General features: G+C 34.3%; 25 protein-coding genes and 1 tRNA gene. 21 read left to right on the plus strand and 5 right to left on the minus strand.

From position 1 onward, the window contains the following. Window positions 1–6: 6 nt before the first annotated feature. From ACZM4J_RS00540 to ACZM4J_RS00570, 7 genes are all read left to right on the plus strand, one after another. Window positions 7–726: a 3'-5' exonuclease gene (locus tag ACZM4J_RS00540; RefSeq protein WP_022166292.1), complete on the plus strand. Its 720-nt coding sequence runs from the start codon at window positions 7–9 to the stop codon at window positions 724–726. Window positions 727–1035: 309 nt separating this feature from the next. Next, window positions 1036–2439, plus strand: a complete 1404-nt coding sequence (locus ACZM4J_RS00545) for a VanW family protein (protein WP_489485434.1) — start codon at window positions 1036–1038, stop codon at window positions 2437–2439. Window positions 2440–2451: 12 nt separating this feature from the next. Next, the gene (locus ACZM4J_RS00550) at window positions 2452–3513 is read left to right on the plus strand and encodes an AIR synthase-related protein (protein WP_022166289.1); all 1062 of its coding nucleotides are present in this window, start codon (window positions 2452–2454) and stop codon (window positions 3511–3513) included. Window positions 3514–3645: 132 nt separating this feature from the next. Beyond that, window positions 3646–4137, plus strand: a complete 492-nt coding sequence (locus ACZM4J_RS00555) for an Lrp/AsnC family transcriptional regulator (protein ID WP_022166288.1) — start codon at window positions 3646–3648, stop codon at window positions 4135–4137. Continuing rightward, window positions 4137–5315, plus strand: coding sequence for an aminotransferase class I/II-fold pyridoxal phosphate-dependent enzyme (locus ACZM4J_RS00560; protein ID WP_022166287.1), 1179 nt, complete (start codon window positions 4137–4139; stop codon window positions 5313–5315). The genes ACZM4J_RS00555 and ACZM4J_RS00560 overlap by 1 nt, the downstream gene beginning before the upstream one ends. An 85-nt stretch (window positions 5316–5400) precedes the next feature. Continuing rightward, entirely contained in the window at window positions 5401–5892 is a 492-nt protein-coding gene (locus ACZM4J_RS00565) for a tRNA (cytidine(34)-2'-O)-methyltransferase (protein ID WP_022166286.1), read from the plus strand. A 213-nt stretch (window positions 5893–6105) separates the two neighbouring features. Beyond that, window positions 6106–7464 (plus strand): uracil-xanthine permease family protein, encoded by a 1359-nt coding sequence (locus ACZM4J_RS00570; protein ID WP_022166285.1) that lies wholly within the window; start codon window positions 6106–6108, stop codon window positions 7462–7464. 366 nt (window positions 7465–7830) lie between these two features. Here ACZM4J_RS00570 and ACZM4J_RS00575 read toward each other — a convergent pair whose 3' ends face one another. After that, the gene (locus ACZM4J_RS00575; protein WP_022166284.1) at window positions 7831–8466 is read right to left on the minus strand and encodes a Crp/Fnr family transcriptional regulator; all 636 of its coding nucleotides are present in this window, start codon (window positions 8464–8466) and stop codon (window positions 7831–7833) included. A gap of 393 nt (window positions 8467–8859) precedes the next feature. On the opposite strand from ACZM4J_RS00575, the gene ACZM4J_RS00580 reads away from it, so the two are divergent. The 6 genes from ACZM4J_RS00580 (at window position 8860) to ACZM4J_RS00605 (ending at window position 14224) form a co-directional block, all read left to right on the plus strand. Next, a complete protein-coding gene (locus ACZM4J_RS00580) occupies window positions 8860–9402 on the plus strand; it encodes a nitroreductase family protein (protein ID WP_022166283.1) in 543 nt (180 codons plus the stop codon). A 56-nt stretch (window positions 9403–9458) separates the two neighbouring features. Then, window positions 9459–11531, plus strand: a complete 2073-nt coding sequence (gene pflB, locus ACZM4J_RS00585; protein ID WP_022166282.1) for a formate C-acetyltransferase — start codon at window positions 9459–9461, stop codon at window positions 11529–11531. A gap of 25 nt (window positions 11532–11556) precedes the next feature. Beyond that, on the plus strand, window positions 11557–12324 hold the full coding sequence (pflA, locus tag ACZM4J_RS00590; RefSeq protein WP_428244971.1) for a pyruvate formate-lyase-activating protein: 768 nt from the start codon (window positions 11557–11559) through the stop codon (window positions 12322–12324). A gap of 12 nt (window positions 12325–12336) precedes the next feature. Then, window positions 12337–12579, plus strand: coding sequence for an autonomous glycyl radical cofactor GrcA3 (grcA3, locus tag ACZM4J_RS00595; RefSeq protein WP_022166280.1), 243 nt, complete (start codon window positions 12337–12339; stop codon window positions 12577–12579). Window positions 12580–12789: 210 nt separating this feature from the next. Beyond that, complete coding sequence (locus tag ACZM4J_RS00600) at window positions 12790–14094, plus strand: ATP-binding protein (protein WP_022166279.1); 1305 nt, start codon at window positions 12790–12792, stop codon at window positions 14092–14094. A gap of 57 nt (window positions 14095–14151) precedes the next feature. Beyond that, a tRNA-Gln gene (locus ACZM4J_RS00605) sits at window positions 14152–14224 on the plus strand. A gap of 211 nt (window positions 14225–14435) precedes the next feature. On the opposite strand, the gene ACZM4J_RS00610 is transcribed toward ACZM4J_RS00605, so the two are convergent. From ACZM4J_RS00610 to ACZM4J_RS00620, 3 genes are read right to left on the minus strand one after another with little or no spacing between them, the layout of a single operon-like run. Further along, the gene (locus ACZM4J_RS00610) at window positions 14436–15038 is read right to left on the minus strand and encodes a manganese catalase family protein (RefSeq protein WP_022166278.1); all 603 of its coding nucleotides are present in this window, start codon (window positions 15036–15038) and stop codon (window positions 14436–14438) included. Then, complete coding sequence (locus tag ACZM4J_RS00615) at window positions 15038–15295, minus strand: spore coat protein CotJB (protein WP_022166277.1); 258 nt, start codon at window positions 15293–15295, stop codon at window positions 15038–15040. The genes ACZM4J_RS00610 and ACZM4J_RS00615 overlap by 1 nt, the downstream gene beginning before the upstream one ends. Continuing rightward, the gene (locus ACZM4J_RS00620) at window positions 15295–15690 is read right to left on the minus strand and encodes a spore coat associated protein CotJA (protein WP_022166276.1); all 396 of its coding nucleotides are present in this window, start codon (window positions 15688–15690) and stop codon (window positions 15295–15297) included. The genes ACZM4J_RS00615 and ACZM4J_RS00620 overlap by 1 nt, the downstream gene beginning before the upstream one ends. A gap of 131 nt (window positions 15691–15821) precedes the next feature. On the opposite strand from ACZM4J_RS00620, the gene ACZM4J_RS00625 reads away from it, so the two are divergent. The 7 genes from ACZM4J_RS00625 to ACZM4J_RS00655 all read left to right on the plus strand — a co-directional run bounded on the left by ACZM4J_RS00625 (window position 15822) and on the right by ACZM4J_RS00655 (window position 24415). Beyond that, a complete protein-coding gene (locus ACZM4J_RS00625; RefSeq protein WP_117999411.1) occupies window positions 15822–17066 on the plus strand; it encodes a 6-phosphofructokinase in 1245 nt (414 codons plus the stop codon). 112 nt (window positions 17067–17178) lie between these two features. Next, the gene (gene fba / locus ACZM4J_RS00630; protein WP_022166274.1) at window positions 17179–18045 is read left to right on the plus strand and encodes a class II fructose-1,6-bisphosphate aldolase; all 867 of its coding nucleotides are present in this window, start codon (window positions 17179–17181) and stop codon (window positions 18043–18045) included. A gap of 186 nt (window positions 18046–18231) precedes the next feature. After that, a complete protein-coding gene (locus ACZM4J_RS00635) occupies window positions 18232–19266 on the plus strand; it encodes a class B sortase (RefSeq protein WP_489485439.1) in 1035 nt (344 codons plus the stop codon). A gap of 264 nt (window positions 19267–19530) precedes the next feature. Beyond that, window positions 19531–21624, plus strand: a complete 2094-nt coding sequence (locus ACZM4J_RS00640; protein ID WP_489485441.1) for a glutamine synthetase III family protein — start codon at window positions 19531–19533, stop codon at window positions 21622–21624. Between the two features lie 330 nt (window positions 21625–21954). Continuing rightward, the gene (locus ACZM4J_RS00645; protein ID WP_489485442.1) at window positions 21955–22968 is read left to right on the plus strand and encodes a calcium/sodium antiporter; all 1014 of its coding nucleotides are present in this window, start codon (window positions 21955–21957) and stop codon (window positions 22966–22968) included. A 703-nt stretch (window positions 22969–23671) separates the two neighbouring features. Further along, entirely contained in the window at window positions 23672–24193 is a 522-nt protein-coding gene (locus tag ACZM4J_RS00650; RefSeq protein WP_022166270.1) for a peptidylprolyl isomerase, read from the plus strand. A 12-nt stretch (window positions 24194–24205) separates the two neighbouring features. Continuing rightward, window positions 24206–24415, plus strand: a complete 210-nt coding sequence (locus ACZM4J_RS00655) for a DUF1858 domain-containing protein (protein ID WP_022166269.1) — start codon at window positions 24206–24208, stop codon at window positions 24413–24415. 140 nt (window positions 24416–24555) lie between these two features. Here ACZM4J_RS00655 and ACZM4J_RS00660 read toward each other — a convergent pair whose 3' ends face one another. Further along, window positions 24556–25095 carry a DUF6465 family protein gene (locus tag ACZM4J_RS00660; protein ID WP_302689746.1) on the minus strand — a complete coding sequence of 180 codons (540 nt, stop codon included), beginning with the start codon at window positions 25093–25095 and terminating at the stop codon, window positions 24556–24558. 459 nt (window positions 25096–25554) lie between these two features. On the opposite strand from ACZM4J_RS00660, the gene ACZM4J_RS00665 reads away from it, so the two are divergent. Further along, complete coding sequence (locus ACZM4J_RS00665) at window positions 25555–26016, plus strand: SH3 domain-containing protein (RefSeq protein ID WP_117999414.1); 462 nt, start codon at window positions 25555–25557, stop codon at window positions 26014–26016. Window positions 26017–26111 lie beyond the last annotated feature (95 nt).

Consider the following 26111-nt stretch of genomic DNA (forward strand, 5'->3'; position numbering starts at 1 on the left):
GTATTAATGGATTTAATAAAAGATTACGTTTGTGTTGATATAGAAACAACAGGCGTAAGACCAAAGTGGGACAGAATTATAGAAATTGGAGCCGTAAAAGTAAGAGACGGCAGAAAAGTTGAAACTTTTTCTAAACTTATATATCCAGGAATCCCAATTCCTGAACGAATTACAGATTTAACTGGTATTACAAACGAAATGATTAAGGGACAGGATAAGATCCAGCAGGTTTTACCTGAGTTTATTGAATTTGCAGGAGATGACTTGCTTTTAGGACATAATATAAGATTCGACTATAGCTTCCTTAAACAAAATGCCATAAACGAAAAACTGACTTTTGAAAAATCAGGTATGGATACCCTGAAAATTGCAAGAAAACTTCTACCTGATTTAGAAAGCAGGGCATTGGATTTTTTGTGTGAGCATTATGGAATAAAAGATGAAAATCATCATAGAGCGTTTAATGATGCAAGTGTTACGTCACAATTATATTTGATTTTGTTAGAGCAGTTTGGAGAAACTAATCCGGAAGTTTTTAAGCCTTACGAGTTTTCTTACAAGGTTAAGAAAATGCAGTCAATTACGGATAAACAGAAAAAATATTTACGTGATTTAATGAATTATCACCAAATAAAAATGGATTTTGACATTGATACGCTAACAAAGAATGAAGCATCTAGAAAAATAGACAAAATTCTTTCTGAAAAGGGCAAAATTTTTGACTAGGACAAATAACATAGTTATGGTATACTTTCCTAAAGTAGGGTGCCATAGTAGGCACAAAATCTGGAAAAATAAAGCAAAGAGGTGAAAAAAATGAACTTTTTTTATAACAAAAAGAATCAGAAAATAATAGCAGGAGCAATTGCATTAATACTTGTTGTAGCTATGGTTGTAACAATGGTTGCAAGTTTTTAATTAATCTGATTAATTATGTTAGTTTGCATTTTCTGGAATACGCAGGCCGACATTTGAATAAAAATACAAATAAGAAAATAAAAACTAATTTACAAAAGGAAAACACTCGGAGGAAAAATGAAAGGATTAAAGAAAATATGCATTATCCTTTGTGTAGTGATGATGCTATTAGGCATAGGTTATGTGGCAAATGCAGCAGAAGACTCTGATGAAGTAGTTAAAGAAGGAGTTAAAATCGATTCTGTTAATGTTAGTAACATGACAGAAAAGGAAGTAAAAAAAGCCGTAAAGAGCCATGTGAAGACAAAAACAAACACAAAAGTACAGTTACGGATTAACAAGGACAAAATTACTACTACCCTGAAAGATTTGGGCTACAAGTGGGAGAATACGGAACTTGTGGAACAGGTAATGGAAGTAGGAAAACAAGGTAATGTTATAAAAAGATACAAGGACAGTGTTGATTTAAAGAAAAATGGCAAGACATTTGAACTGAAAATGGGCATTGACCAGAAGAAAATGAAAGCAAAATTGGAAGAGTTATGTAAAGCTTTTAACGTTGATGCAAAAAATGCTTCTTTAAAGGCAACAGGTCATGGATTTAAGATTATTGCTGAAAAAGAAGGCTGTGAAGTGGATTATGAAAAGACAGCAAATCAGCTTGTTTCATACATAGAAAAACAGTGGGATAAGAAGTCTGCCATTCAGTTAGAAGCAACTACAAAGATTACAAAACCTAAGTACACAACAAAGGATTGTAAGAAAGTTTCTAACACACCAATGGGTAGTTATACAACGCAGTTTACTGCAGGTGTTGTAAACCGTAACGCAAACATCAGAAATGGTGCAGAAAAGTTAAACGGCAACGTTGTATATCCGGGAGAAAGATTCTCATGTAATGAACATTTAGTTCCATGGACAGAGGACAATGGCTGGAAGCCGGCAGGTACATATTCAGAAGGTTCTGTGGTTGATAGTTTAGGTGGAGGAATCTGTCAGGTATCAAGCACTTTATACAATGCTTTACTTAATGCAGAAATTAAGGTAGTTGAGAGATATCCACACTCAATGGCAGTATCTTATGTTCCATTATCAGCGGACGCTGCATTAGCAGGTGATTACAAGGATTTAGTTTTTGAAAATAACACAGATGCACCAATTTATGTGCAGGGTGTTTATACAGAAGGTGCTATAACATTCAACATTTATGGTCATGACACTAGAAAGAAAGGTCATTCAGTTGAATATGTAAGTAAGACTACCAAGACTATTCCAATTAAGACGGCAACAAAGAAGGATCCAACATTACCGGCAGGAACAAAGAAAGTTACACCGGGTCATGTAGGTTATGTTGCTGAATTATACAAGATTACATACGAGAACGGAAAACAGGTAAGCAAAGAATTAGTACATACAAGTACATACGCAATGGCACCGACAACAACTTTAGTAGGTACTAAGAATACTAGCTCAAGTACAAAGAAAAGTCCAAGCAAGGATAAAGACAAAAAATCTGAATAAGGTGGTACATCTATGAAAACAGAAAAAATTTCCGAAATCGCTTATAAGCGTTCAGTTTTAAAAAAAGTTACTGACAAAACTGAGGGAATAAAAGTGGGTGTAGATGCGTCATATATTAAGTTAGAAGATGTTACGGCAGTAATGTCTTCTAATTTTATATTAAGCTGGTTTAAAGGCGCGGAAGAGTTCTACGTTCAAAAATCAATAAATGAAATTTATGTGGCGGGCGGCACGCCTAAATACCTTCAGTTGGAAATAACAATACCGGAAGAGTTTCCTGAAAAACAACTGGGACGAATGGTACGCAATTTTAATGAAAGTGCCCAAATGCATTCGTTACAAATTATGCAATGCAAAACTTACATTAGTGACATTACAGAACCTATGGTTCATATAAATGTATTAGGCGTAGCAGAAAAAACATGGTCCACATCAGATATAAAACCGGGTATGGAAGTAGTTATGGCAGGCACAATTGCAATTGGTGCCACATCAATAATGACGAAAAAATATTTGAACCAAATAAAAGAAAAGTTTAACGCTAAGTTTGTGGATGATTGCTTGGAAATAAGTGATTTTACAGATGTGAAACCAATCATGGATGCGGTGTTGGAATCAGATGGCAAGAATGTATCCTATACGGAAGAACAAGGCGAACAGGCACGATGTGATGGGAAAAGTATTAAGGTTAAATATTGCGGGAAAGAACATTGCAAGTTTGCACATTGTGTGGGAGATAGAGGCGTTTTCTCAAGTGCGTGGGAATTAGCATCTGTCATAGATAAAGGCATCCAGATAGAACTTGAAAAGATTCCTGTTTGGCAGGAGACAGTTGAGATTGCAGAATTGTTTGATTACAATCCTTATCTGGTTGACGGCACAGGGGCTGTGCTTTTTGTTACAGAAAATGGAACCCAGTTAGCTGCATTGCTAAATGACAATGGATTTTATGCAAATGTTATTGGAAAAATCACTGACGGAAACGATAGAGTGGTTGTACATGGTGACGAGAGAAGGTTTTTGGAGCCACCAAGACATAACCAGCTAGAAGAAGTTTTCCAAAAGTATAAGTAAAGCTATTTTATTGATTTGTATATACGATGTTAAAAAAAATCAAAAAAATATAAATAAAAGTCTATGTTTATATATGTAACTTGTTGTATAATAGCAAGGTACGACAAATTTTTTAGTAAAGGAGATTATGGCATGAAAGAAGGCAAGAGAGAAGAAATTTTAAGATTAATTGAAAACAAAAGCAGAATCGATCTTAAAGAGGCCGCGATTTTGTTAGGTATGGAGGAAGCAGAAGTCGCCAATGCCATAGCGGACATGGAGAAAGAAAAAGTAATATGCGGATATTACACTATGATAGATTGGGAAAAGACTAACGAAGACAGAGTTACAGCTTTAATTGAGGTAAAGGTTACACCACAAAGAGGAACAGGTTTTGATGACATCGCTGACAGAATTATGAGATATGACGAAGTTAAGGCAGTATATTTAATGTCAGGTGGTTTTGACTTCACAGTAATTATTGAAGAAAAGACAATGAAGGAAATTGCTCAGTTTGTAACAAGCAAACTTTCAACTCTTGATTCAATATTAAACACAGCAACACATTTTATACTTAAAAAATACAAGGATTATGGAACAATTCTTGTAGAAGACAAAGAAGAAAGGATATTGGTGACACCATAATGAGAGACCCATTGTCAAAAATAATGACTGATATTAAGCCATCGGGAATTAGAAAATTCTTTGACATTGTTAGTGAAATGAAAGATGCAATTTCTCTAGGTGTTGGAGAACCTGATTTTGATACCCCATGGCATATAAGAGAAGAAGGTATTTACTCTTTAGAGAGAGGCAGAACATTCTATACATCCAATGCAGGATTGAAAGAATTAAAAATCGAGATATCAAACTATTTAAAAAGAAAAATAAATGTAGAATATGACTACAATCACGAAATAATGGTTACAGTAGGAGGTAGTGAAGCTATTGATTTGGCCATGAGAGCCATGCTTGATCCAGGAGATGAAGTGTTAATACCACAGCCAAGTTATGTTTCATACGTTCCTTGTGCACAGCTTATTCACGCTGTACCTGTAATTATTGAATTAAAAGAAGAAAACGAGTTCAGACTTACAAAGCAGGAATTGCTTGACGCTATTACTGATAAAACAAAAATGCTTGTAATGCCTTTCCCAAATAACCCAACAGGTGCAATTATGGAGAAAGAAGACTTAGAAGAAATCGCAAAAGTCTGCGTGGAAAAAGACATTTTTGTTTTGTCTGATGAAATTTATTCGGAACTTACATATAAGGATAAGCATGTGTCAATTGCATCGATGCCTGGAATGAAAGAAAGAACAGTTGTAATTAACGGTTTTTCAAAATCATATGCAATGACAGGTTGGAGATTGGGATATGCAGCTGCCCCACAGGTGATTTTAGAACAAATGCTTAAGATACACCAGTTTGCAATAATGTGTGCACCAACAACGAGCCAGTACGCAGCAGTAGATGCATTACGAAACGGCGACAAAGATGTTGAAAAAATGTGCGAAGCATATAATCACAGAAGAAGATATCTTTTATACGAATTTAGGGAGATGGGCTTAGATTGCTTTGAACCATACGGAGCATTTTATGTTTTCCCTAGCATAAAGAAATTTGGCATGACATCTGAAGAGTTTGCAACAAGATTATTGGAGGAAGAGAAAGTGGCAGTTGTTCCAGGAACAGCTTTTGGTGACTGTGGCGAAGGCTTCCTTAGAATATCTTATGCATATTCTTTAGAAAATTTAAAAATTGCAATAGTACGAGTAAAAGACTTTGTTAAGCGACTAGAGCAGGAACAGAAGAATGATTAATTAGATGACTAATTACTGCAAACTAAAAATTCTTATTACAAATGAAAGTGTGTATTAGTCAAAATAATGTTGGAGAGAAGAATATATGAATGTTGTTTTATTAGAACCTGAAATCCCACAAAATACAGGAAATATAGGAAGAACATGTTGTGCCACAGGCACAAAGCTGCATCTTATAGAACCAATGGGGTTCAGAATTAACGAGAAATCATTAAAAAGAGCAGGCATGGATTATTGGGACGATTTGGATGTTACAATTTATGATTGCTACAACGATTTTGTAGAACAGAATCCAAATGCAAAAATCTGGTATGCAACTACAAAAGCACCAAAAAGATATTCAGATGTGGAATTTGGCCCGGATGATTACATTATGTTTGGAAAAGAAAGTGCAGGAATTCCTGAAGAAATTTTGGTAGACAACAAAGAACAGTGCATCAGAATCCCAATGAATCCTGAAATTCGTTCTTTGAATCTGGCAAATTCAGTGGCAATTGTTTTATACGAAAGTTTAAGACAAAATAATTTTGCAGGAATGCAGATGGAAGGACATCTTCATCATTTACATTGGAAGTAAAAGCAAAATAAAAGAAAAATCAAAAAGAGCATCCCTAGTAAGCTTAAATCTAAATTGTTATTATAAAATTAAATTCTAATTATATAAGATTAAATCCTTAAATTATTATATTGAAATAGTAATTGTATTTTGATAGAATTGAACCGTTTAAGGTATTTTAGGACGGAAACGGAATATGACCAATGACAAAATGTATAAGGGAGGATTTTGACAATGTCAAAAGAAAAAATCAATGTCGGTAGGGAGCCGGTATATGATGCAAGAAAATTAGGTTATGGCAAAATGGGCGTTCTTGGTTTTCAGCATATGTTTGCCATGTTTGGGGCAACAGTAACAGTACCACTTTTAACAGGACTTAATGTTCAAACAACACTTTTAATGGCAGGTCTTGGAACTTTATTATTTCATTTATTAACAAAATTTAAAGTTCCTGCATTTTTAGGCTCATCATTTGCATTCTTAGGCGGATATGCAACAGTAGCACCTATGGCAAAAGATGGTTCTGCAAATTTAGAAATGTTACCATACGCATGTTTAGGTGTAGTTTTTGCAGGCTTGCTGTATTTAGTGCTTGCATTATGTATTAAGTTAATAGGTGTTTCAAAAGTTATGAAATTATTCCCACCTGTTGTAACAGGACCTATTATTATTGCAATTGGTCTTTGCTTAGCACCATCAGCACTAAATAACTGTGTAACATGTTGGCCACTTGCTATTATTGCATTAGCAATTGTAATTTTCTTCAATATTTGGGGAAAAGGAATGACAAAGATTATTCCTATTTTATTAGGAGTAGTTGGAGCATATTTAATCGCTTTGATTTTCGGTAACGGATTTGGTGTTAGCTGGATTACCCCAATTGACACAGACTATATTGCAAAAGCAGCTTGGATAGGTTTCCCTATTGACTGGAGCCAGACAATTTTTGGTGGTGTAGATTATGCTGACACAGCAAAAATCACAACAGCATTAACAACAATGATTCCAATTGCCATTGCAACAATGATGGAACATATTGGTGATATTTGTGCTATCGGAGCAACAGTTGGAAAAGATTATATCAATGATCCGGGACTTCACAGAACTTTAATCGGTGACGGACTTGCAACATCATTATCATCATTATTCGGTGGACCTGCAAATACAACATACGGAGAAAACACAGGTGTTCTTGCTTTATCAAAAGTATACGATCCAAGAGTTGTAAGAATTGCAGCATATATTGCAATTGTATTTTCATTCTGCCCTAAGTTCGCAGCAGTAATCAATGCTATGCCAATGGGAATTGTTGGTGGTATTTCATTTATCCTTTACGGAATGATTGCAGCAATCGGTGTAAGAAACGTAGTTGAAGCCGGAGTTGATTTCCAGAAGTCAAGAAACGTAATTGTTTCAGCAGTAATATTTGTATGTGCTTTAGGAATTAACTTTAGTGACGCAGGTGCAGCAACATTTACAGTCGATGGTGTAACAATTAGCCTTTCAGGTTTAGCAGTTGCAGCTTTAGTAGGAATTATACTTAATGCAATATTCCCTGAAAAAGATGAAGTTAAGTCAATTGATTTAAAATAAAATCGAAAAACAAAGAGTTAAGCTTAACATATACTGATAAAAATATACAAAGTTAAGCTGAAGACAAACTGATAAAAATCAAGTATATAAAAAGTAAGTTAAGACATGCTGATAAAATTAAATATTTAAAAAGTAAGTTGAAGACATGCTGATAAAATTAAATATTTAAAAAGTAAGTTGAAGACGTACTAATAATAAAGAAAAGATTCTACTTAGTTCTTAAATTTATAAAATGTATCAGGAAATTAGAATGAAAAATCTAATGCTGATATAATTTGATTAAATTAGAACATGTAGAATCTTTTCTCTATTTAATAAGAAATGTTTCCCTAGGGATACACAATTGAATGTTTATACAAAAACCTTCTATAATAATGTAATCTTTCTTTTTGAAACTTCTATAAGCTTATCTTTTCGCATTTTCTGTAATTCTCTGCTCATGGCACTTCGGTCTACGGATAAGTAGTCTGCCATATCACTTTTGGTAAAAGGTAATTCAAAAGTTTTGGAATTATTTTGTCTTGCAAGGATTTCAAAATAGCATAAAATACGTTCTCTAATGGAACGTTGGCTGAGAACTTCCAAATGCTCACATATTTGCTTGGTCTTGTCCTGAATCATTAACAAAACATTACTTACCAGTTGGCTGTGGTGTGCACAGGCTTTTTCACAACGTTTTATTAAATGTTCATAATCAATGTATCTGATTAAACATGAATCAGTGGCTTCAACAGTAATAGTGTCTTTGGGAACATGAAAATAAAAAAGTCCGCCAAAAATATCCCCTTCATTTAAATTCTCTAAAATTGTTCTGGAACCGTTAGGAAGAATGTCGACTACGCATGCTGAACCACTTTCAACTATACCAATGCCTTTATTATCGCTGTCAAAAAAGGAAATAATCTCGCCGTTAGAATACTTTTTCGTGGTTGAATGAAAACAATGCATCATTGAAGTCTGAGATTCTTCGCTTATATTATAAAAAAGTTTACTTTTTTCCATAAATCACCTCATAAAAATACATTAACGTGAATAATTATTCTAAATAATTATGTATAATCTTACAAAATTTATATAGAAAAAATATAACAAAAAAATAAAAAAGTTGCAATTGCAACAGAAATAAAAAATAAAATATTTATAATTAAAATTGTAAAGTAAGCATATGCAGAAATACTAACACTTATTGAAGTATTTTGCACTATTTACATAGTGAAAAAAAGAAATTTGCATTAACAAAATATTCATCGTTTTATGATTGCAAAACTATTTATAAAGTGTTATATTATTCACAGTTAGTGAAAATGACGTTTTATGTGTGTTACTGCGTTTATTCGACGCACAAGTCATTAAGTTATCACGTTATACTAACTAGAATATAATGGAGGTGAACTTATGGATACTATTACATGCATAAAAACAAGAAGAAGCATTAGACAGTTTAAGGAACAGGAAGTTACAAAAGATGTTCTTGAAGATATAGTACAAACTGCTTCATTTGCTCCATCTTGGAAAAACACACAGACTACCCGTTATATTGCCATAACGGACCCTAAAGTCAAAGCCAGATTGGCAGAGGAAGGCTGCAAGGATTATCCTTTTAATCAGAAGAATATTAATGCGGCACCTGCAATAATTGCAACTACAATTGTTGATAAGCGTTCAGGTTTTGAAAGAGACGGTAGTTATTCTACTGTTCGTGAAGATAACTGGCAGGCATTTGATAATGGAATTGCCACACAGACATTGTGTTTGGCAGCTCATGAGAAAGGTCTTGGAACAGTTATAATGGGCTTGTATGACATTAACAAGGCAGAAGAAATCTTAGAAGTTCCAGAAGGACAGAAACTTATGGCTTTAGTTGCTGTAGGTTACCCTGCTGAAGAACCGGTTGCTCCAAAGAGAAAGACCGTAGAAGATTTACTTACGTTTCGTTAGTCATTCACTAAATAAATTATTAAGCTTTACATTTATTTTTAGGAGGAAAAAAAGAGATGAGAGAAGAATGGAAAGGATTCAAAAATGGCGCTTGGGAAAAAGAAATCAACGTCAGAGATTTTATCCAGAAGAACTACGAACCATATGATGGTGATGCCAGCTTCTTAGCAGGACCAACACAGAACACAACAGATTTATGGAATCAGGTACTTGATCTTCAGAAGAAAGAAAGAGCAGCTGGTGGTGTTCTTGATATGGATACAAAGGTTGTATCAACAATTACATCACATGGTGCAGGATATTTAGATAAAGACAAAGAAACTATCGTTGGTTTCCAGACTGATAAGCCTTTCAAGAGAAGCTTACAGGTAAACGGTGGTATCCGTATGGCTATGAAAGCTTGTAGCGACAACGGATATGAAGTAGATCCTGAAGTTGTAGACTTTTATACAAATTATAGAAAAACACATAACGCTGGTGTATTCGATGCTTACACACCAGAAATCAGAACATGTAGAACAAACCATATCGTAACAGGTCTTCCTGATGCTTACGGACGTGGACGTATCATCGGTGACTACAGAAGAGTTGCTTTATATGGTGTTGATACACTTATCGTTGACAAAGAAGCACAGAAGGCTTCTACACCAACAGAAATGAGACCTGACGTTGTTCGTGATAGAGAAGAATATTCAGAACAGATTAGAGCTCTTAAGGAATTAAAAGAATTAGGTAAGATTTACGGATTCGATATTTCAAGACCAGCTCAGAACGTACAGGAAGCTATTCAGTGGTTATACCTTGGATACTTAGCAGCAGTTAAGGAACAGAATGGTGCAGCTATGTCACTTGGACGTACATCAACATTCATCGACTGCTACGCTCAGAGAGACTTAGCAAACGGAACATTTACAGAAGAACAGATTCAGGAATTCATCGATCACTTCATTATGAAGTTAAGATGCGTTAAGTTCGCAAGAACTCCAGAATACAACTCAATCTTCGCTGGTGATCCAGTTTGGGTTACAGAATCAATCGGTGGTGTAGGTATTGACGGACGTCACATGGTAACAAAGACATCATTCAGATATCTTCATACATTAGAAAACTTAGGTGCAGCTCCAGAACCAAACTTAACAGTTTTATGGTCAACAAGACTTCCAGAAGAATTCAAGAAGTACTGTGCTAAGATTTCTATTGATTACTCATCAATTCAGTACGAAAACGATGACTTAATGAGACAGTACAATGGTGATGACTATGGTATCGCTTGTTGTGTATCTCCAATGAGAATTGGTAAAGAAATGCAGTTCTTCGGAGCTAGAGCAAACCTTGCTAAATGTTTATTATACGCTATCAATGGTGGTGTTGATGAAAAGACAAAAGTACAGGTAGGACCAAAGTACAGACCAATTACAGCAGAATATCTTGATTATGATGAAGTAATGGATAGATATGAAGACATGATGAAGTGGTTAGCAGGAGTATATGTAAATGCTCTTAACATTATCCACTACATGCATGATAAATATTCATACGAAAGAATTCAGTTGGCATTACATGATGCTCACGTTAAGAGATGGTTCGCAACAGGTGTTGCAGGACTTTCAGTAGTAGCTGACTCACTTTCAGCTATTAAGTATGCTAAGGTTAAGGCTATCAGAGACGAAGATGGTCTTGTAGTAGATTACGAAGTAGAGGGAGATTTCCCTAAATATGGTAACGATGATGATAGAGTAGATAGTCTTGCAGTAATGATCGTTGACAAGTTCATGGGTTACTTAAGACAGAACTACACATACAGAGACAGTGTTCCTACACAGTCAATTCTTACTATTACATCAAACGTAACATATGGTAAGAATACAGGTAACACACCTGACGGAAGAAAGGCTGGACAGCCATTCGCACCAGGTGCTAACCCACTTCATGGTAGAGATACACACGGTGCTGTATCATCACTTGCATCAGTTGCTAAGATTCCATTTGAAAACGCTAGAGATGGTATCTCAGATACATTTACAGTAGTTCCAGATGCTCTTGGTAAGGATTGCCAGGTATTTACAGGTGATTTAGATGCTGATGATTTAGGATTAGACATTGATGATCTTATCAAATTACAGCAGTAATTATTATAAATAGAGGAAATTCAGAATGACAACAGGAATAATTCATTCAATTGAAAGTTGTGGAACAGTAGATGGACCAGGAGTAAGATTTGTAGTTTTCTTTAAGGGATGTCCTATGAGATGTGCATACTGTCATAACCCTGACACATGGTCAATGGCTGGTGGGACAGAGATGACAGTAGATGAAATTCTTGAACAGTATGAGAAGAAACGTCCTTTTTATAAAACCGGTGGAATTACTGCAACAGGTGGAGAACCAATGGTACAGATAGACTTCTTAACAGAACTGTTCGAAGAATCACACCGAAGAGGAATTAATACCTGTCTGGATACGTCAGGTGTAACTTTTAAACCTGACGATCCGGAATATCTGAAAAAGGTAGACAGACTACTGGCGGTAACGGATTTGGTTATGCTGGACATCAAACATATTGATCCGGAAGAACATAAGAAATTATGTAAACAGCCAAATGATAATATTTTAGCCTTTGCCCGTTACTTAGATAAAAAAGGTATAAAGATTTGGATAAGACATGTTGTAGTTCCACATATAACTATTAATAAGAAATATTTATATGAACTTGGACTTTTTATTGGTCAGTTAAAGATGGTAAAAGCATTAGATATTTTGCCTTACCATGATATGGCAAAGAAAAAGTACAAGGAACTAGGCATTGAATATCCATTGGAAAATATAGAGCCAGCCACAAAAGAGATGGCAATGGCTGCAAAGAAAATAGTGCTTGAAGGATTCAAAGAATCCAGAATTAAACTATTAGAAAAAGAGAAATAGGAGGTAATTGAAATGGCAGCAAGTGCAAAACAGGTTGATAATTTAGTTTCTTTAATAGACGGATATGCAGAAGAAGGAGGATATCATCTTAACGTTAATGTATTAAACAGAGATACATTATTAGATGCTCAGAAACATCCAGAAAAATATCCTCAGCTTACAATCCGTGTATCAGGATATGCTGTAAACTTCATTAAGTTAACAAAAGAACAGCAGGATGATGTTATTAGTAGAACATTCCACGGAAGTCTATAAATAGCAGTTTAATATGTACGTATTTGCGAAGATGCGTATTAGTGTAAAGAGGTCGGCGTATGCTGACCTCTATTACTTTAAATGCACAAATTTATAAACGGATATATATATATGCATTTATGGGCAGAAAAATTAATATGCACATATGCATTTTGTATAAATAATAGAGAGAAGTATATCTAAATCAATAGAAAAGAATGAGGCGAAGAAATGTATAATATTGTATCAAAATTAATTATATATGGTGATATGGATAAAGATTCAATTTTAATGAAATTGAGTGATATTATAAGAAAATATAAGGAAACAGATTATAAGAAAGATGAAATTATCACCGAATTATATTGTCAGGTTAAAAGAATTTTAGAAGTGTCAACAGATTATGGCTTTGATGATAATTTATGGCACAATTATCTTACATATTTGTTAATAACAGATGAAAATCCTTTTAGCTTAACTTGTGAAAAAATTGGTGCAAATAATGGAAGTGTAAATCATTTTGCTGAAAATGATTTTAAGCAGTTTAAAGCTTTATTCGACTATGATTTTGCATCGATGGAAGAAGATTTAGGAATTGATTGTTTTAAACAGTTATCAAATTATAAGGCAATTGGAAAACCTGAATTAATGTATAACAAAAATGTAAGCGAAAAAGTAAGAACATTAAGTAAGAAGCTTGAACAGTCAAAAGATGAAAAAGAATTTTTTGAGCATGTTACAAATTTCTATAAGGATTATGGTGTTGGAATGTTTGGCTTGAATAAGGCATTCAGAATAACGGATACAGTTCCTTTCAAATTCCATGCAATTAATAATATGGATAAGGTAATGCTGGATGATTTAGTTGGCTATGAAATTCAAAAGAAAAAGCTTGTTGATAACACAGAAGCTTTTGTGGAAGGGAGAAAGGCAAATAACTGCCTTCTATTTGGTGACAGCGGTACAGGTAAGTCAACAAGTATTAAGGCTATTGTCAACCAGTATTATGACAAAGGCCTTAGAATGATTGAAATATATAAGCATCAGTTTAAGGACTTATCTAATGTAATAGCAGCAATAAAAAACAGAAACTACAAGTTTATTATTTACATGGATGATTTATCATTTGAAGAATTCGAAATTGAATATAAATTCCTAAAGGCTGTTATTGAAGGTGGCGTGGAAACAAAACCTGAAAATATTTTAATATATGCTACATCAAACAGACGTCATTTAATAAAAGAAACATGGAACGACAGAAGCGATGTTCAGGTTGATAATGGTATACACAAATCAGATACAATGGAAGAAAAATTATCATTGGTTAACAGATTTGGTGTGACAATTAATTATTCTAAACCAAGTCAAAAAGAATATTTTGAAATTGCAATTCAGTTGTGTAGACGTTTAGGCGTTGAGCTTTCTGATGACGAAATCAAGGCAGAAGCAAACAAGTGGGAACTTAGCCATGGTGGAATTTCAGGTAGAACAGCACAGCAATTTGCAAATTATTTAGCAGGACAAGAAAAAAAATAAAAAAAGTGCTTGCATTGTTTCCGACATTGTGATAATATATTCTCTGTCGCGAGACATTGGCCCATCGCCAAATGGTAAGGCACTGGACTCTGACTCCAGCATTTTCAAGGTTCGAATCCTTGTGGGCCAGTTTTAAACCACATGATTAAGTTCATGTGGTTTTTTTTGCAATAAAAAAAGGCTCTAAGCTTTACTGAAACGCAAAACTTAGAACCGTTATAGTTCATATAATATGAACTTAAACTAGATTGTACCGTTATATTTATACATCTTATGACTTTGAAAGTTAATTTACTACTTATCTTTTTATGCAGTTTATAGTTTGAAAATTAATTTATAGCTTATCTTTTTATACAACTGCTAGGATTAACTGCGTAGAAATTCTTTTTATTCATTTCTTCAGTAACCATTCTGAGAGCTTCACCAAATCGTTGGAAATGAACGATTTCTCTTTTTCTTAAAAATTTAATTGGATCAGCAACTTCGCAATCTTTTACCAAAGATAAAATGTTATCGTATGTTTTTCTTGCTTTCTGTTCGGCAGCCATATCCTCTACTAAGTCAGCAATAGGATCTCCTGATGACTGGAATTCAGTAGCTGTGAAAGGCACACCACCGGCAGATTGAGGCCATACGCCAAGAGTATGATCCACGTAGTATTTTTCAAATCCGGCTGTGTCAACTTCATCGCAAGGTAAGTCCTTAACAAGCTGGTGAACGATAGTTCCCACTATTTCAAGATGTGAAAGTTCTTCACATGCTATATCATTTAAAAGTCCTGCAACTCTAGGATTTTTAAAAGTGAATTTCTGAGACATATATCTGAACGCTGCGCTAGCCTCACCGTCAGGACCACCATACTGGCTGAGTATGAACTGGGCAGTTTGAGGATTTCTTATTTTTATATTAACAGGGCATTGCAGTCTTTTTTCATATACATACATTAGCAACTACCTCCTTCCCAAGGCATATCGCCTTTATTCCATTGCCAGTAATCTTCATCATTTACTTCGTAAAAAGTAAGCGGACCAAAGTTATCAACATATTCTCGCCATGCGCTCTCCCTTGTTTTTTGCACTTTGTTATAAAACATGATAGCCTCCTGACAGTTGGGATGTGTGTCTAAAAACAGTCTTGTGTCGTCAAGTGCAAAACTGGTTTGAGTAATAATTTTCATTAATGATTTTTTATCGCATTTCATTATTTACACTTCCTTCCTATATATGACTTGTCAAGTTGAGCAAATATTGTGCCTCTGGCAAATCCTTCTTCTGGAGAATAAATGTCTTCCCATTTCTGCCATGGAACATAACACATACCGGGAGCCATATGGTCCACATGCTCTGTGCCTATATCGCAACCGTCATTTTTCATACAGCCACAACCGCCGGCTTTTTTACAACCACAAATATTTCCTGAGGGACCACAGCTTTGCGTAGTATTATTGGAACATCCACAACCTTGCGTAGCATTATTAGAACAACCAAAACCCGACATATTATTAGGACGATTACCACCGGACATGTTGCATGAGCGACCGCAACCGGACATAGTATTGCCACTGCAATTGCAGTTTCTATTCATTGTACAATTCATTATTTACATCCTTTTTTTATTTTACAATAATAAGGTATGCAATTTTTTGACTGTTGTTCTAAATATTGATGTTGGTTTTTGGTGAAAACTGGGGTATACTTATATGGAATTAATTTATCGGAGGAAATCAAATGAGAAATTGTTTAGTTGCTCAGTCAGGTGGCCCAACAGTAGCTATTAATGCCAGCCTTGCCGGTGTTATACAGGGTGCAATTGACAGCAAAGAGTTTAAAACAGTATATGGCTCTCTTAATGGAGTTCAGGGGTTACTAAATGGACGACTTATGGATTTGACTAAAAAAGTTGAGGAAACACCTATGTTCATAGAATTACTTAAGAAATCACCTTCTATGTACCTAGGTTCATGTAGATATCAGCTTCCGCATTATGAGGAAGATGATGCACCATACGCATATATTTTTAAGAAATTTAAGGAATATGAAATAGATGCATTTTTCTATATTGGTGGTAATGATTCAATGGATACTGTAGACAAATTAAGTCAGTATGCAAAGACAATTGGAAACAATATTAAAATTATTGGAATTCCAAAGACAATTGATAATGACTTGTGTGTTACAGACCATACGCCAGGGTACGGTTCAGCCGCTAAATATGTAGCATCTACATTATTAGAAATAGGTCATGACACTTCAATTTACCCAATTAAAAGTGTTACAATTGTAGAAATTATGGGACGTGACGCTGGTTGGCTTACAGGCGCATCAGTATTAGCCAGAAACAAATATAATTTTGCACCACACTTAATTTATCTTCCGGAAGTTCCTTTTGTGGAAGAAGAATTTATTGAAGACGTTAAGGCTGCAATGGAGAAATACAATAACGTTGTAATTGCTGTATCTGAAGGTATAAAAGATGCAAATGGCAAGTACGTTAGTGCTACAACAGCAGTGGAAGATACATTTGGTCACAGTCAGCTTAGTGGTACAGGCAAGTGTTTGGAATATATTATTAAGCAGAATATACAGGTTAAGGTGCGTTCTGTTGAAATTAACATTCTTCAAAGAAGCGCTGCCCATATGTCATCTATTACTGATATAGGAGAAGCTTTCAGATTAGGAAGACATGCTATTAATATTTCCATAGAAGGAAAAACAGGTGTTATGGTTACAGCCATTAGAAAGGCAAACGATCCATATTGTGTTACAATGTCTGACACACCTGTACAGAATGTTGCAGGTCTTGTAAAACATGTGCCTAGAGAATGGATTAACGCTAGAGGCAATGATGTAACTCAGGAATTTATAGATTACGCATATCCTCTTATTTTAGGAGAGCCTGTTGTAAAATATCAGAGAGGAATCCCTGATTATTTGGACATATCGCATTTGTTCCCTAATATGAATGACAAGTAACATAGTGCAAAAATAGTGCAAAATAATGTTGGCAATTAGGATAAAATGGGGTATACTAAAATTAGTTGTTTAAAATTTAACAATAAAGTATAAGATTATATGGAGGTACATTATGTTAGTATCAGCTAAAGAAATGTTAGAAAAAGCAAAAGCAGGACACTATGCTGTTGGACAGTTCAACATCAACAACCTTGAATGGACAAAGTCAATTCTTTTAACAGCAGAAGAATTAAAGAGCCCTGTTATTTTAGGAGTGTCTGAAGGCGCTGGAAAGTACATGACTGGATTTAAGACAGTTGCAGCTATGGTTAAGGCTATGGATGAAGAATTAGGAATTACAGTTCCTGTAGCTCTTCACTTAGACCATGGTTCATACGAAGGATGCTACAAGTGTATTAAGGCTGGATTTACATCAATCATGTTTGATGGTTCACATTATCCAATCGAAGAAAACATTGCAAAGACTAAGGAATTAGTATCAGTAGCTCATAACATGGATATGTCAATTGAAGCTGAAGTTGGTTCAATTGGTGGTGAAGAAGACGGAGTTATCGGTAGAGGCGAATGTGCAGATCCTGATGAATGTAAAGCAGTAGCAGACCTTGGTGTTGATATGCTTGCAGCAGGTATTGGTAACATCCATGGAAAATACCCAGACAACTGGGAAGGACTTAGCTTTGAAACTCTTGATGCTATTCAGGCTAAGACAGGAGTTATGCCATTAGTTCTTCATGGTGGTACAGGTATCCCTGAAGATATGATTAAGAAGGCTATTGATCTTGGAGTATCAAAGATTAACGTAAACACAGAATGTCAGTTATCATTTGCTGATGCAACAAGAAAATATATTGAAGCTGGAAAAGATTTAGAAGGAAAGGGATTCGATCCTAGAAAACTTCTTGCTCCAGGTGCAGAAGCTATTAAGGCAACTGTAAAAGAAAAGATGGAACTTTTCGGTTCAGTAGGAAAAGCTGAATAATTAATATAAAATAACATATTTTATTAAAAAACAACTGGGATGTTGCATCCCGGTTGTTTTTTTCTGTAATAGGAAATTCTGAAAGAATTTCCTATTACAGAAAAAACGTTCCGCTATGGATATACTTGCCTTTTTATGCTAATAATTTTATACTTAAATAAGTATATTTAGAAGGAAGACAAAGCTGTGGAAAATCGAGATAAGAAAAAAGATGAATTAAATAAAAAACAACAGAATAATACTGATACGAAAAAAATTGAAGACATGAATGAAACAACAAATAATGCTGATAAGAAAAACATTGAAGACATGAATGAAACAACAAATAATACTGATAAGAAAAATATTGAAGACATGAATGAAACAACAAATAATGCTGATAAGAAAAATGTCGAAGATATAACTGAAAGAAAGAAGACAGGCAAAAAACTGAAACTTTCAAATCGAGCTTATAACATTATCAGGTATGTTGCTTTAGTGTGTGCGGCAGCAGTGCTTATTTATGCATCATACAGCCTTACGGATTCTTATTTGAATTACAAAGAGGATGAGGCAAAGTATGCAGAAATAAACAAAATGTTCACACAGAAGACTGAAAATAAGAAAACTAAAACAAAGAAAAATAAAAGTGAATATTCTTCATCTCTTACAACATGGGTTTGGAATTACAAAGCAATGTTGCAGTACAACGATGAAGCAAGAGGTTACATTAAATTAGATGGAACAAGAATACAGTATCCAATAGTAGAACATAGTGATAATGAATTTTATTTAAAAAAAGGTTCAGACAAAATATCAAATGGCGCCGGTGCCATATTCCTTGACTATAGAACGGCAGGTCTTGATGGCAAAATGTGTATTTTGTACGGTCATAACATGCTTGACGGCTCAATGTTTAAAGGACTAATGAGCTTTAGAGAGAGCAAGTTTGCTAAGGCACACCAGATATTTGATATATACGTTGGCTATAAACATTATCTATATTATGTTTTTTCAACATTTACTGCAAAAGATAACAATGAAGATGTTTATAAATACGGCTTTGATGATGATGTTGCCTTCCAAAAATGGATTAATTTAGTAGCTGGAAAAAGCAGTCAGAAATTTGATTATGGCATTCCGGGAGTGGATGATAAGATTATAATGTGCTCTACCTGTGTAGACGATTATGGCAACAGACAGATTGTTTGTATGTATAGAGGAGAAGAGGTAGTAGATTAGCAAAAGTTGTAAAAATATGTAAAAATAGGGGACAAACTTAATTTAATTAAGAAAAAGGTTTAAATAATTAGATAAATACCTTGGTACTATTGATTTTTATAAAGATATGATGTAAATTAGTTTGCGAATGAGGGAGACCTCACCGCTGAATGAGATTAAGGACAAGGGCGTTCTTCAAAATGAATATTTGGAGAAGTGCCTTTTTCTTTTGGGTAAATTAAAATAGCGGAAGAAATATGTTAGTAGAGAAAGGAACAGAAAACTATGGGAGTTAATATTGAAAAAGTATTTGGAGAAAACGTATTTGACGACTCAGTTATGAAAGTTCGCTTACCTAAAAGTGATTTTGAGAGAGTTAAAACTCTTATGCATGAAGGTGGAGAAATAACAGAAGATTTGGCAGATGTTGTTGCTCAGGCTATGAAAGAATGGGCATTGGAAAAAGGTGCTACACACTATACACATGTATTTCAACCATATGTTATTTCAGTAGGAGCTGAAAAACATGATTCATTTGCATCAGTACCAGTTGATGGAAAAATTGAAAATACATTTACAGGAAAAGAATTATTAATGGGAGAACCTGATGCTTCTTCATTCCCTTCAGGTGGACTTAGAGAAACATGTGGAGCAAGAGGATATACAGCATGGGACATTACATCTCCTGTTTACATTAAAGAAGATACACTTTGTATACCGACAGCTTTTTGTTCATATACAGGTGAATCACTTGATACAAAGACACCACTTCTTAAGGCAATGCATGCAGTAAGTAAGCAAGGTGTAAGACTTATGAGATTATTTGGAAATGAAAACACAAAGAGAATTTACTCATATGTTGGACCTGAACAGGAATACTTCCTTGTGGATAAGGAAAAATATTTGAAGAGACCTGACTTAATTTACTCAGGACGTACATTATTTGGAGCACCTGCTCCTAAGGGACAGGAAATGGACGACCAGTATTTTGGCGCAATTCCTCCAAGAGTAAAAGCATTCATGGAAGACATAGATGCGAAATTATGGAAGTTAGGAATCACAGCAAAAACAGAACATTGCGAGGTTGCTCCAGGACAGTTTGAAATTGCCCCAATCTTTTCAATTTCAAATGTTGCTTTAGATAACAACCTTTTAGTAATGGATATTTTAAAGAAAACAGCAAGACAGCATGGTTTAATTTGCTTACTTCATGAAAAACCATTTGATGGAATCAACGGTTCAGGTAAGCACAACAACTGGTCACTTACAACTGATGATGGAATTAACTTATTTAAACCTGGAAAAAAACCTGAAAATAACTCATTATTCCAGTTAGTATTAGCTTGTACAATGGCAGCTGTTGACACACATGCAGTTCTTTTAAGATTGGCAGCTTCAAATACAGGTAATGACCACAGATTAGGAGCTAATGAAGCACCACCTGCAATTATCTCAATGTACTTAGGAGATCAGGTTGGAGACGTTGTAGATCAGATTATTAAAAATGGTGAAGCTACATCAAGTCTTTCATCAGGAGAAATTGATTTTGGTATTAAGAAACTTCCAAAACTTGAGAAGGATCCTACAGATAGAAACAGAACATCACCATTCGCATTTACAGGTAACAGATTTGAATTTAGAATGGTTGCTTCATCAAACTCAATTGGTGATGTAAATACAGTTCTTAACGCAATGATGGCTGAACAGTTTGAAAAGGCTGTTGAAGTGTTAAGTAAGGCTGCTGATTTCGAAACAGCAGTTACAGAATACACAGCCAAGTTAATGAGAGAACATCAGAGAATTATCTTCAACGGAAACGGATATTCAGAAGAATGGCCGGTTGAAGCTGAAAAGAGAGGTCTTCCAAACTGCAAATCTATTGTTGATGCAATACCTGCATTATTAGATGATACAACAATTGAAATGTATGGTAAGTTTGGTATTCTTTCTAAGGCTGAATTAGCAGCAAGAAAGGAAATCTTATTTGAACAGTATGCAGGTGTTAGAAATATTGAAGCCTTAACAATGGTAGATATGGCTAACAAGTTAATTATTCCTGCAACAGTTAAATATACAAAAGAACTTGCAGATACTGTTTTAGCAGTAAAAGAAGCTGGTGTAGATGCAACAATTCAGGCAGAAATGTTAGCAGATGCTACAGCAAAATTAGCTGAAATGAAGAAGGCAGTTAAGAACTTATCAGAAGTAACAGAAAAAGCTGCAAACGCAGGAGATGCACAGGCAATTGCAGTTGCTTACAAAGATGAAGTTATGGAAGCAATGGCTGAACTTAGAAAACCGGCTGATGAACTTGAAGTAGTTATGCCAAAAGAAGAATGGCCAATGCCTTCATACGGTGATTTAGTATTTGAATTATAATTACTATTTATAATAAAACCTCAAAAGGAGTTTGCGATTTTTATCGCAAGCTCTTTTTATGTAATAAGAAATTCTTTCAGAATTTCTTATTACATAAAAACGTTCCACTATGGATGCACACTAGCACAAAATGAAAAATGTTGCTAAAGTAACACGCGCTAGGCGCGTAGAATGCCGCAAGCGACATTCTTTTTGTTTAACAAGAAATGTCCCGTACTACATTTTTCTTGCGTTGTTTTGCATAATTGTATAGAATAGTATTTATTCGTAAAAAGATAATAAGTAAAAGCCTGCAATATTAAAAGTGGGATTAAGGAGAGAAAATTAAAGATGAAAGTAATATTGGATATTCTATTGTTATTAGTAGGATTTTTATTCCTTATTAAAGGGGCTGATTTTTTCGTAGATGGAAGCGTGGCAGTTGCCAGAAGATTGAAAGTTCCATCAATTGTAGTGGGACTTACAATTGTTGCGGTGGGAACATCGCTACCTGAACTTGCCGTAAGTTCATTTGCTTCAGCAAAAGGCTCTAATGCTATTGCAGTAAGTAATGTTGACGGTTCAAATACATTTAACCTTTTAATGGTTTTGGGTGTAACAGCTCTTTTTGCAAGCATTAAGGTGAAACAGTCTATATTGAAGAGAGAGTTCCCATTTTTAGCCATAATTTCCCTTATATTGATATTTTTATTAGGAGATGCATTGTGGTTTGGAGATATAATCGGAAATGTGAATTTGCTTAAATTTTCAAACGGAAATGCTACAGTAGGGTCTGTTGGACGAACAGACGGCATATTATTGTTGTTACTGTTTGTAGGTTTTATTGCATGGACAATTTCTTATGCTTTAAGAGAGAGAACACAGGGCGATGATGGAGATATTCTAATGTCTAAGTCCAAATGTGTTTGGTTTATTCTTGGTGGTATAGTAGCAATTGTTGTAGGTGGAGAGGTAGTTGTAGATTGTGCCAAAAGTCTTGCATTGGCGGTAGGTATGAGCGAAACATTAGTAGGTCTTACAGTAGTAGCAATGGGAACATCTTTACCTGAACTTGTTACATCAGCCGTTGCTGCTAAAAAAGGAGAAGCAGATTTGGCAGTGGGAAATGTAGTTGGCTCTAACATATCAAACATTTTATTGGTGTTAGGCGTTTCGGCTACAATATCACCTGTAACAGTTACTTTAAATAATGCGATTGATGCGGTTGTAGCACTACTTGTGGCAGTGATAGTTTATGTAGTGGCAATTACAAGTAAGAAGATTGAAAGAAAAGAAGGTATATTACTAATCTTTATTTATTGTTTATACATGGCATATATTATTTGCAGACAATATATGGCGTAAGTAAAAGATCACAGATTTGTTGGAAATGAATTTTTCACAAGAAGTTAGATATAACAATCTAACATTTGCGAGCGAGTTCATTTGAAGATTAATTGAAAACAAATCTGTGGTCTTTTTTTAGACAGCAAAAAGGATGCATCTCTGCATCCTTTCCGCAAATATATTCTAATAATAAAAAAGGGAGGGAATCGGATAAATCCGATCCAAAAAAATTATGAAAAAACATAAACAAAATGTATAGCAACTTTTGTTTATGTTTATATAATAATTTGAAAACGTGAAAAAAGAGTGTTTTCGATGTAAAGAAATTATGAACAAGGTGTAAAAAAGAAAACTAAAATTGTTTCAACGTAAAATACGTGTTCCTATAGCTGAATTTCTGCACGAAATGTAAACAGTTATTGAGTAAGTGCGTCTCTACAAAAAAGAATGTATCTTTTGCTACTATATGCACCGATACAATGTAAGAAAAAGTAAATTATGCCGGTACATAAAAGCGCTACATTATTAAGAATAAAAGACGCGTTTTATATTGAAAAAGAGGCAAGTTTCATATTGGAAAAGAGGCAAGTTGTACTGTGAAAATAAATGTGTTAGAATATTTAGAAATCCGAAATTTAATTTTGGACAAAATAAGAAAATGGTTGTCAGGGCAATATAAAGTCTGGCACTTAGAATATTTTAATAGAAAGGAACGAGAAAAATGGCACAGAATCCAATAGTAACAATCGAAATGGAAAACGGAGACGTAATGAAGGCTGAATTATATCCTGAAATCGCTCCAAATACAGTAAATAACTTTATAAGCTTAGTAAACAAAGGTTTTTATGATGGAGTAATTTTCCACAGAGTAATCAGAGGTTTTATGATTCAGGGTGGAGATCCACAGGGAACAGGCGTAGGTGGACCTGGATATTCTATTAAGGGTGAATTTTCATATAATGGTTTTGCAAATGACTTAAAGCATACAAAGGGTGTTCTTTCAATGGCAAGAACAATGGAACCAAATTCAGCAGGGTCACAGTTCTTTATTATGCATGAAACATCACCACATCTTGATGGTCAGTATGCAGCTTTTGGAAAAGTTGTAGAAGGTGAAGATATTATTGATAAGATTGCAGCAGTTGCAACAGATTATATGGATAAGCCTTTAGAAGAACAGAAAATGAAAAAAGTTACAGTTGAAACTTTCGGTCAGGATTATCCTGAACCTGAAAAGATGTAATGGAGGATTTCAATGGCTAGAATAACAAAAGATATGATTATTTCAGATATAATTGACATTCACATGGGATGTATACCAATTCTATTAAGTGAGGGAATGCATTGTGTGGGCTGTCCATCTGCTCAGGGAGAATCTTTAGAGGAAGCATGTTTGGTACATGGACTAGATGCAGACGCTTTAGCAAAGAAATTAAATGACTTTGTAGAAAACGTCAAAGAATAGAAGACGTACCACTATAGATGAGCTGGTACAAAAAAAGAATAATTTTAAAAAAATAATTGCAAAAAAATAGTTCCAAAGATATTTGTTTTGTATGTAACAATATCATTTGGAACTATTTTTTATGGATTCTTAATTAAATCCTATAAAGCAACATCACCGATGATGCCATCGATAACATAGTATGCTTTCATATCTTCAGGTTTTACATAAATAGAAACTGAATTTATTGTTCTCTTTTTATTTTTTGCCTTGAAGTCAGCCTTTACAGCTTCTTCAATCTGCTTAGCATCAAATTCCATTCCCTGGAACTGAACATATAAGTTTGACTCTTTTTTAGTAGTCTTTTTAGCTGCTGTTTTCTTAGCTGTAGTCTTAGTAGCTTTCTTTTCTGTTGTTGTAGCTTTCTTTGTAACTGTTTTCTTAGGCTCTTCAACCTTCTTAGCAGTTGCTTTTGTTTCTTCAGCTTTCTTAGCTGGAGCTTTCTTTGCTTCTGCAGTAGTCTTCTTTGTTTCAGTAACTTTTTTTGCTTCAGTAGCAACAACCTTCTTCTCTGTAGTAGCTTTAGCAGTAGTTTTCTTTTCTGCTTCTGCGTTGAATATTGAAGAAACAGTAACCTGCTTTGGTTCTGTTTTAGTTTCAGCTGCTTTTGTACTGATTGTGTTTCCCTTTTTAGTTGCCATAATAAATAATCCTCCTTGAATTTAACCAGGGTGAATCAAGTCATGTATTAATGTATTAGTATATATCAACCCTAATTTAATTGTCTTTCACGCAAATATCATACATCTACTAAATAAATTATGCAACGATTTACCTTGAAGTTTGTAACATTTGCCAAAAAAAGCGAATATTTTTGTAATAAAATTATGGAAATAAAAGTTAAAAATAATATATATGTGGACAAATAAAAGATTATAAGGAAGATTGGAAGTTTATGTACATAGGAAGAAAAGAGTAGATATTTCATTGACACTATGTCGAAAAATTGTTAAAATTTTATTACAGATGACGAACACAAATTTAACATATGTAACAAAAATGAATTATTAAATTAAAGATATAGAATTTCTATATAAATACTAATTGTAAGTGACTACATTTGTTAAAGCATTAGATAGATTAGTTTGGGTGTTAATAGGATGAACATAAATAATAAAGAAGAATTAAAGAAACAGTTGTACATACATAGAAATAGAATATTTTATATTGCAGTATTTGCAATAGCTTCTATTATTACAATCGCATCAGTAATTGGAAGAAATGACAAGATTGTTTTAGTAGACAGCTCTCAGTTGGTTGTTAGTGAGAAAGAATCAATTGATGTGAAAAATAAGGATGAGCAAAAAGTAGCGGCAGTTGATAGAAATGATGCAACAGTAGAGGACACACATATTGAAACTGAAAACACAACGGGCTCTAAGATAGTTATTAATACTGATATTTTGAATGTTAGAAAGGATGCCACAGAAGATTCGGAGGCATTGGGAATCGCTGAGCAGGGAGATGAATTTGATATTATTGCAGAAGACGGTGAATGGATAGAAATTGACTATAATGGCAATAATGGATATGTAAAACAGGAATATGTACAGTTTAAATAAAATACATTTAAGAAATCCTTTATAATGGGATTTCTTTTTTTTATCACAAATGCTATAATGCTCTTTAACTGAACAAATATTAGGGTTACAAAAGA

Source organism: Eubacterium sp., assembly GCF_057858645.1.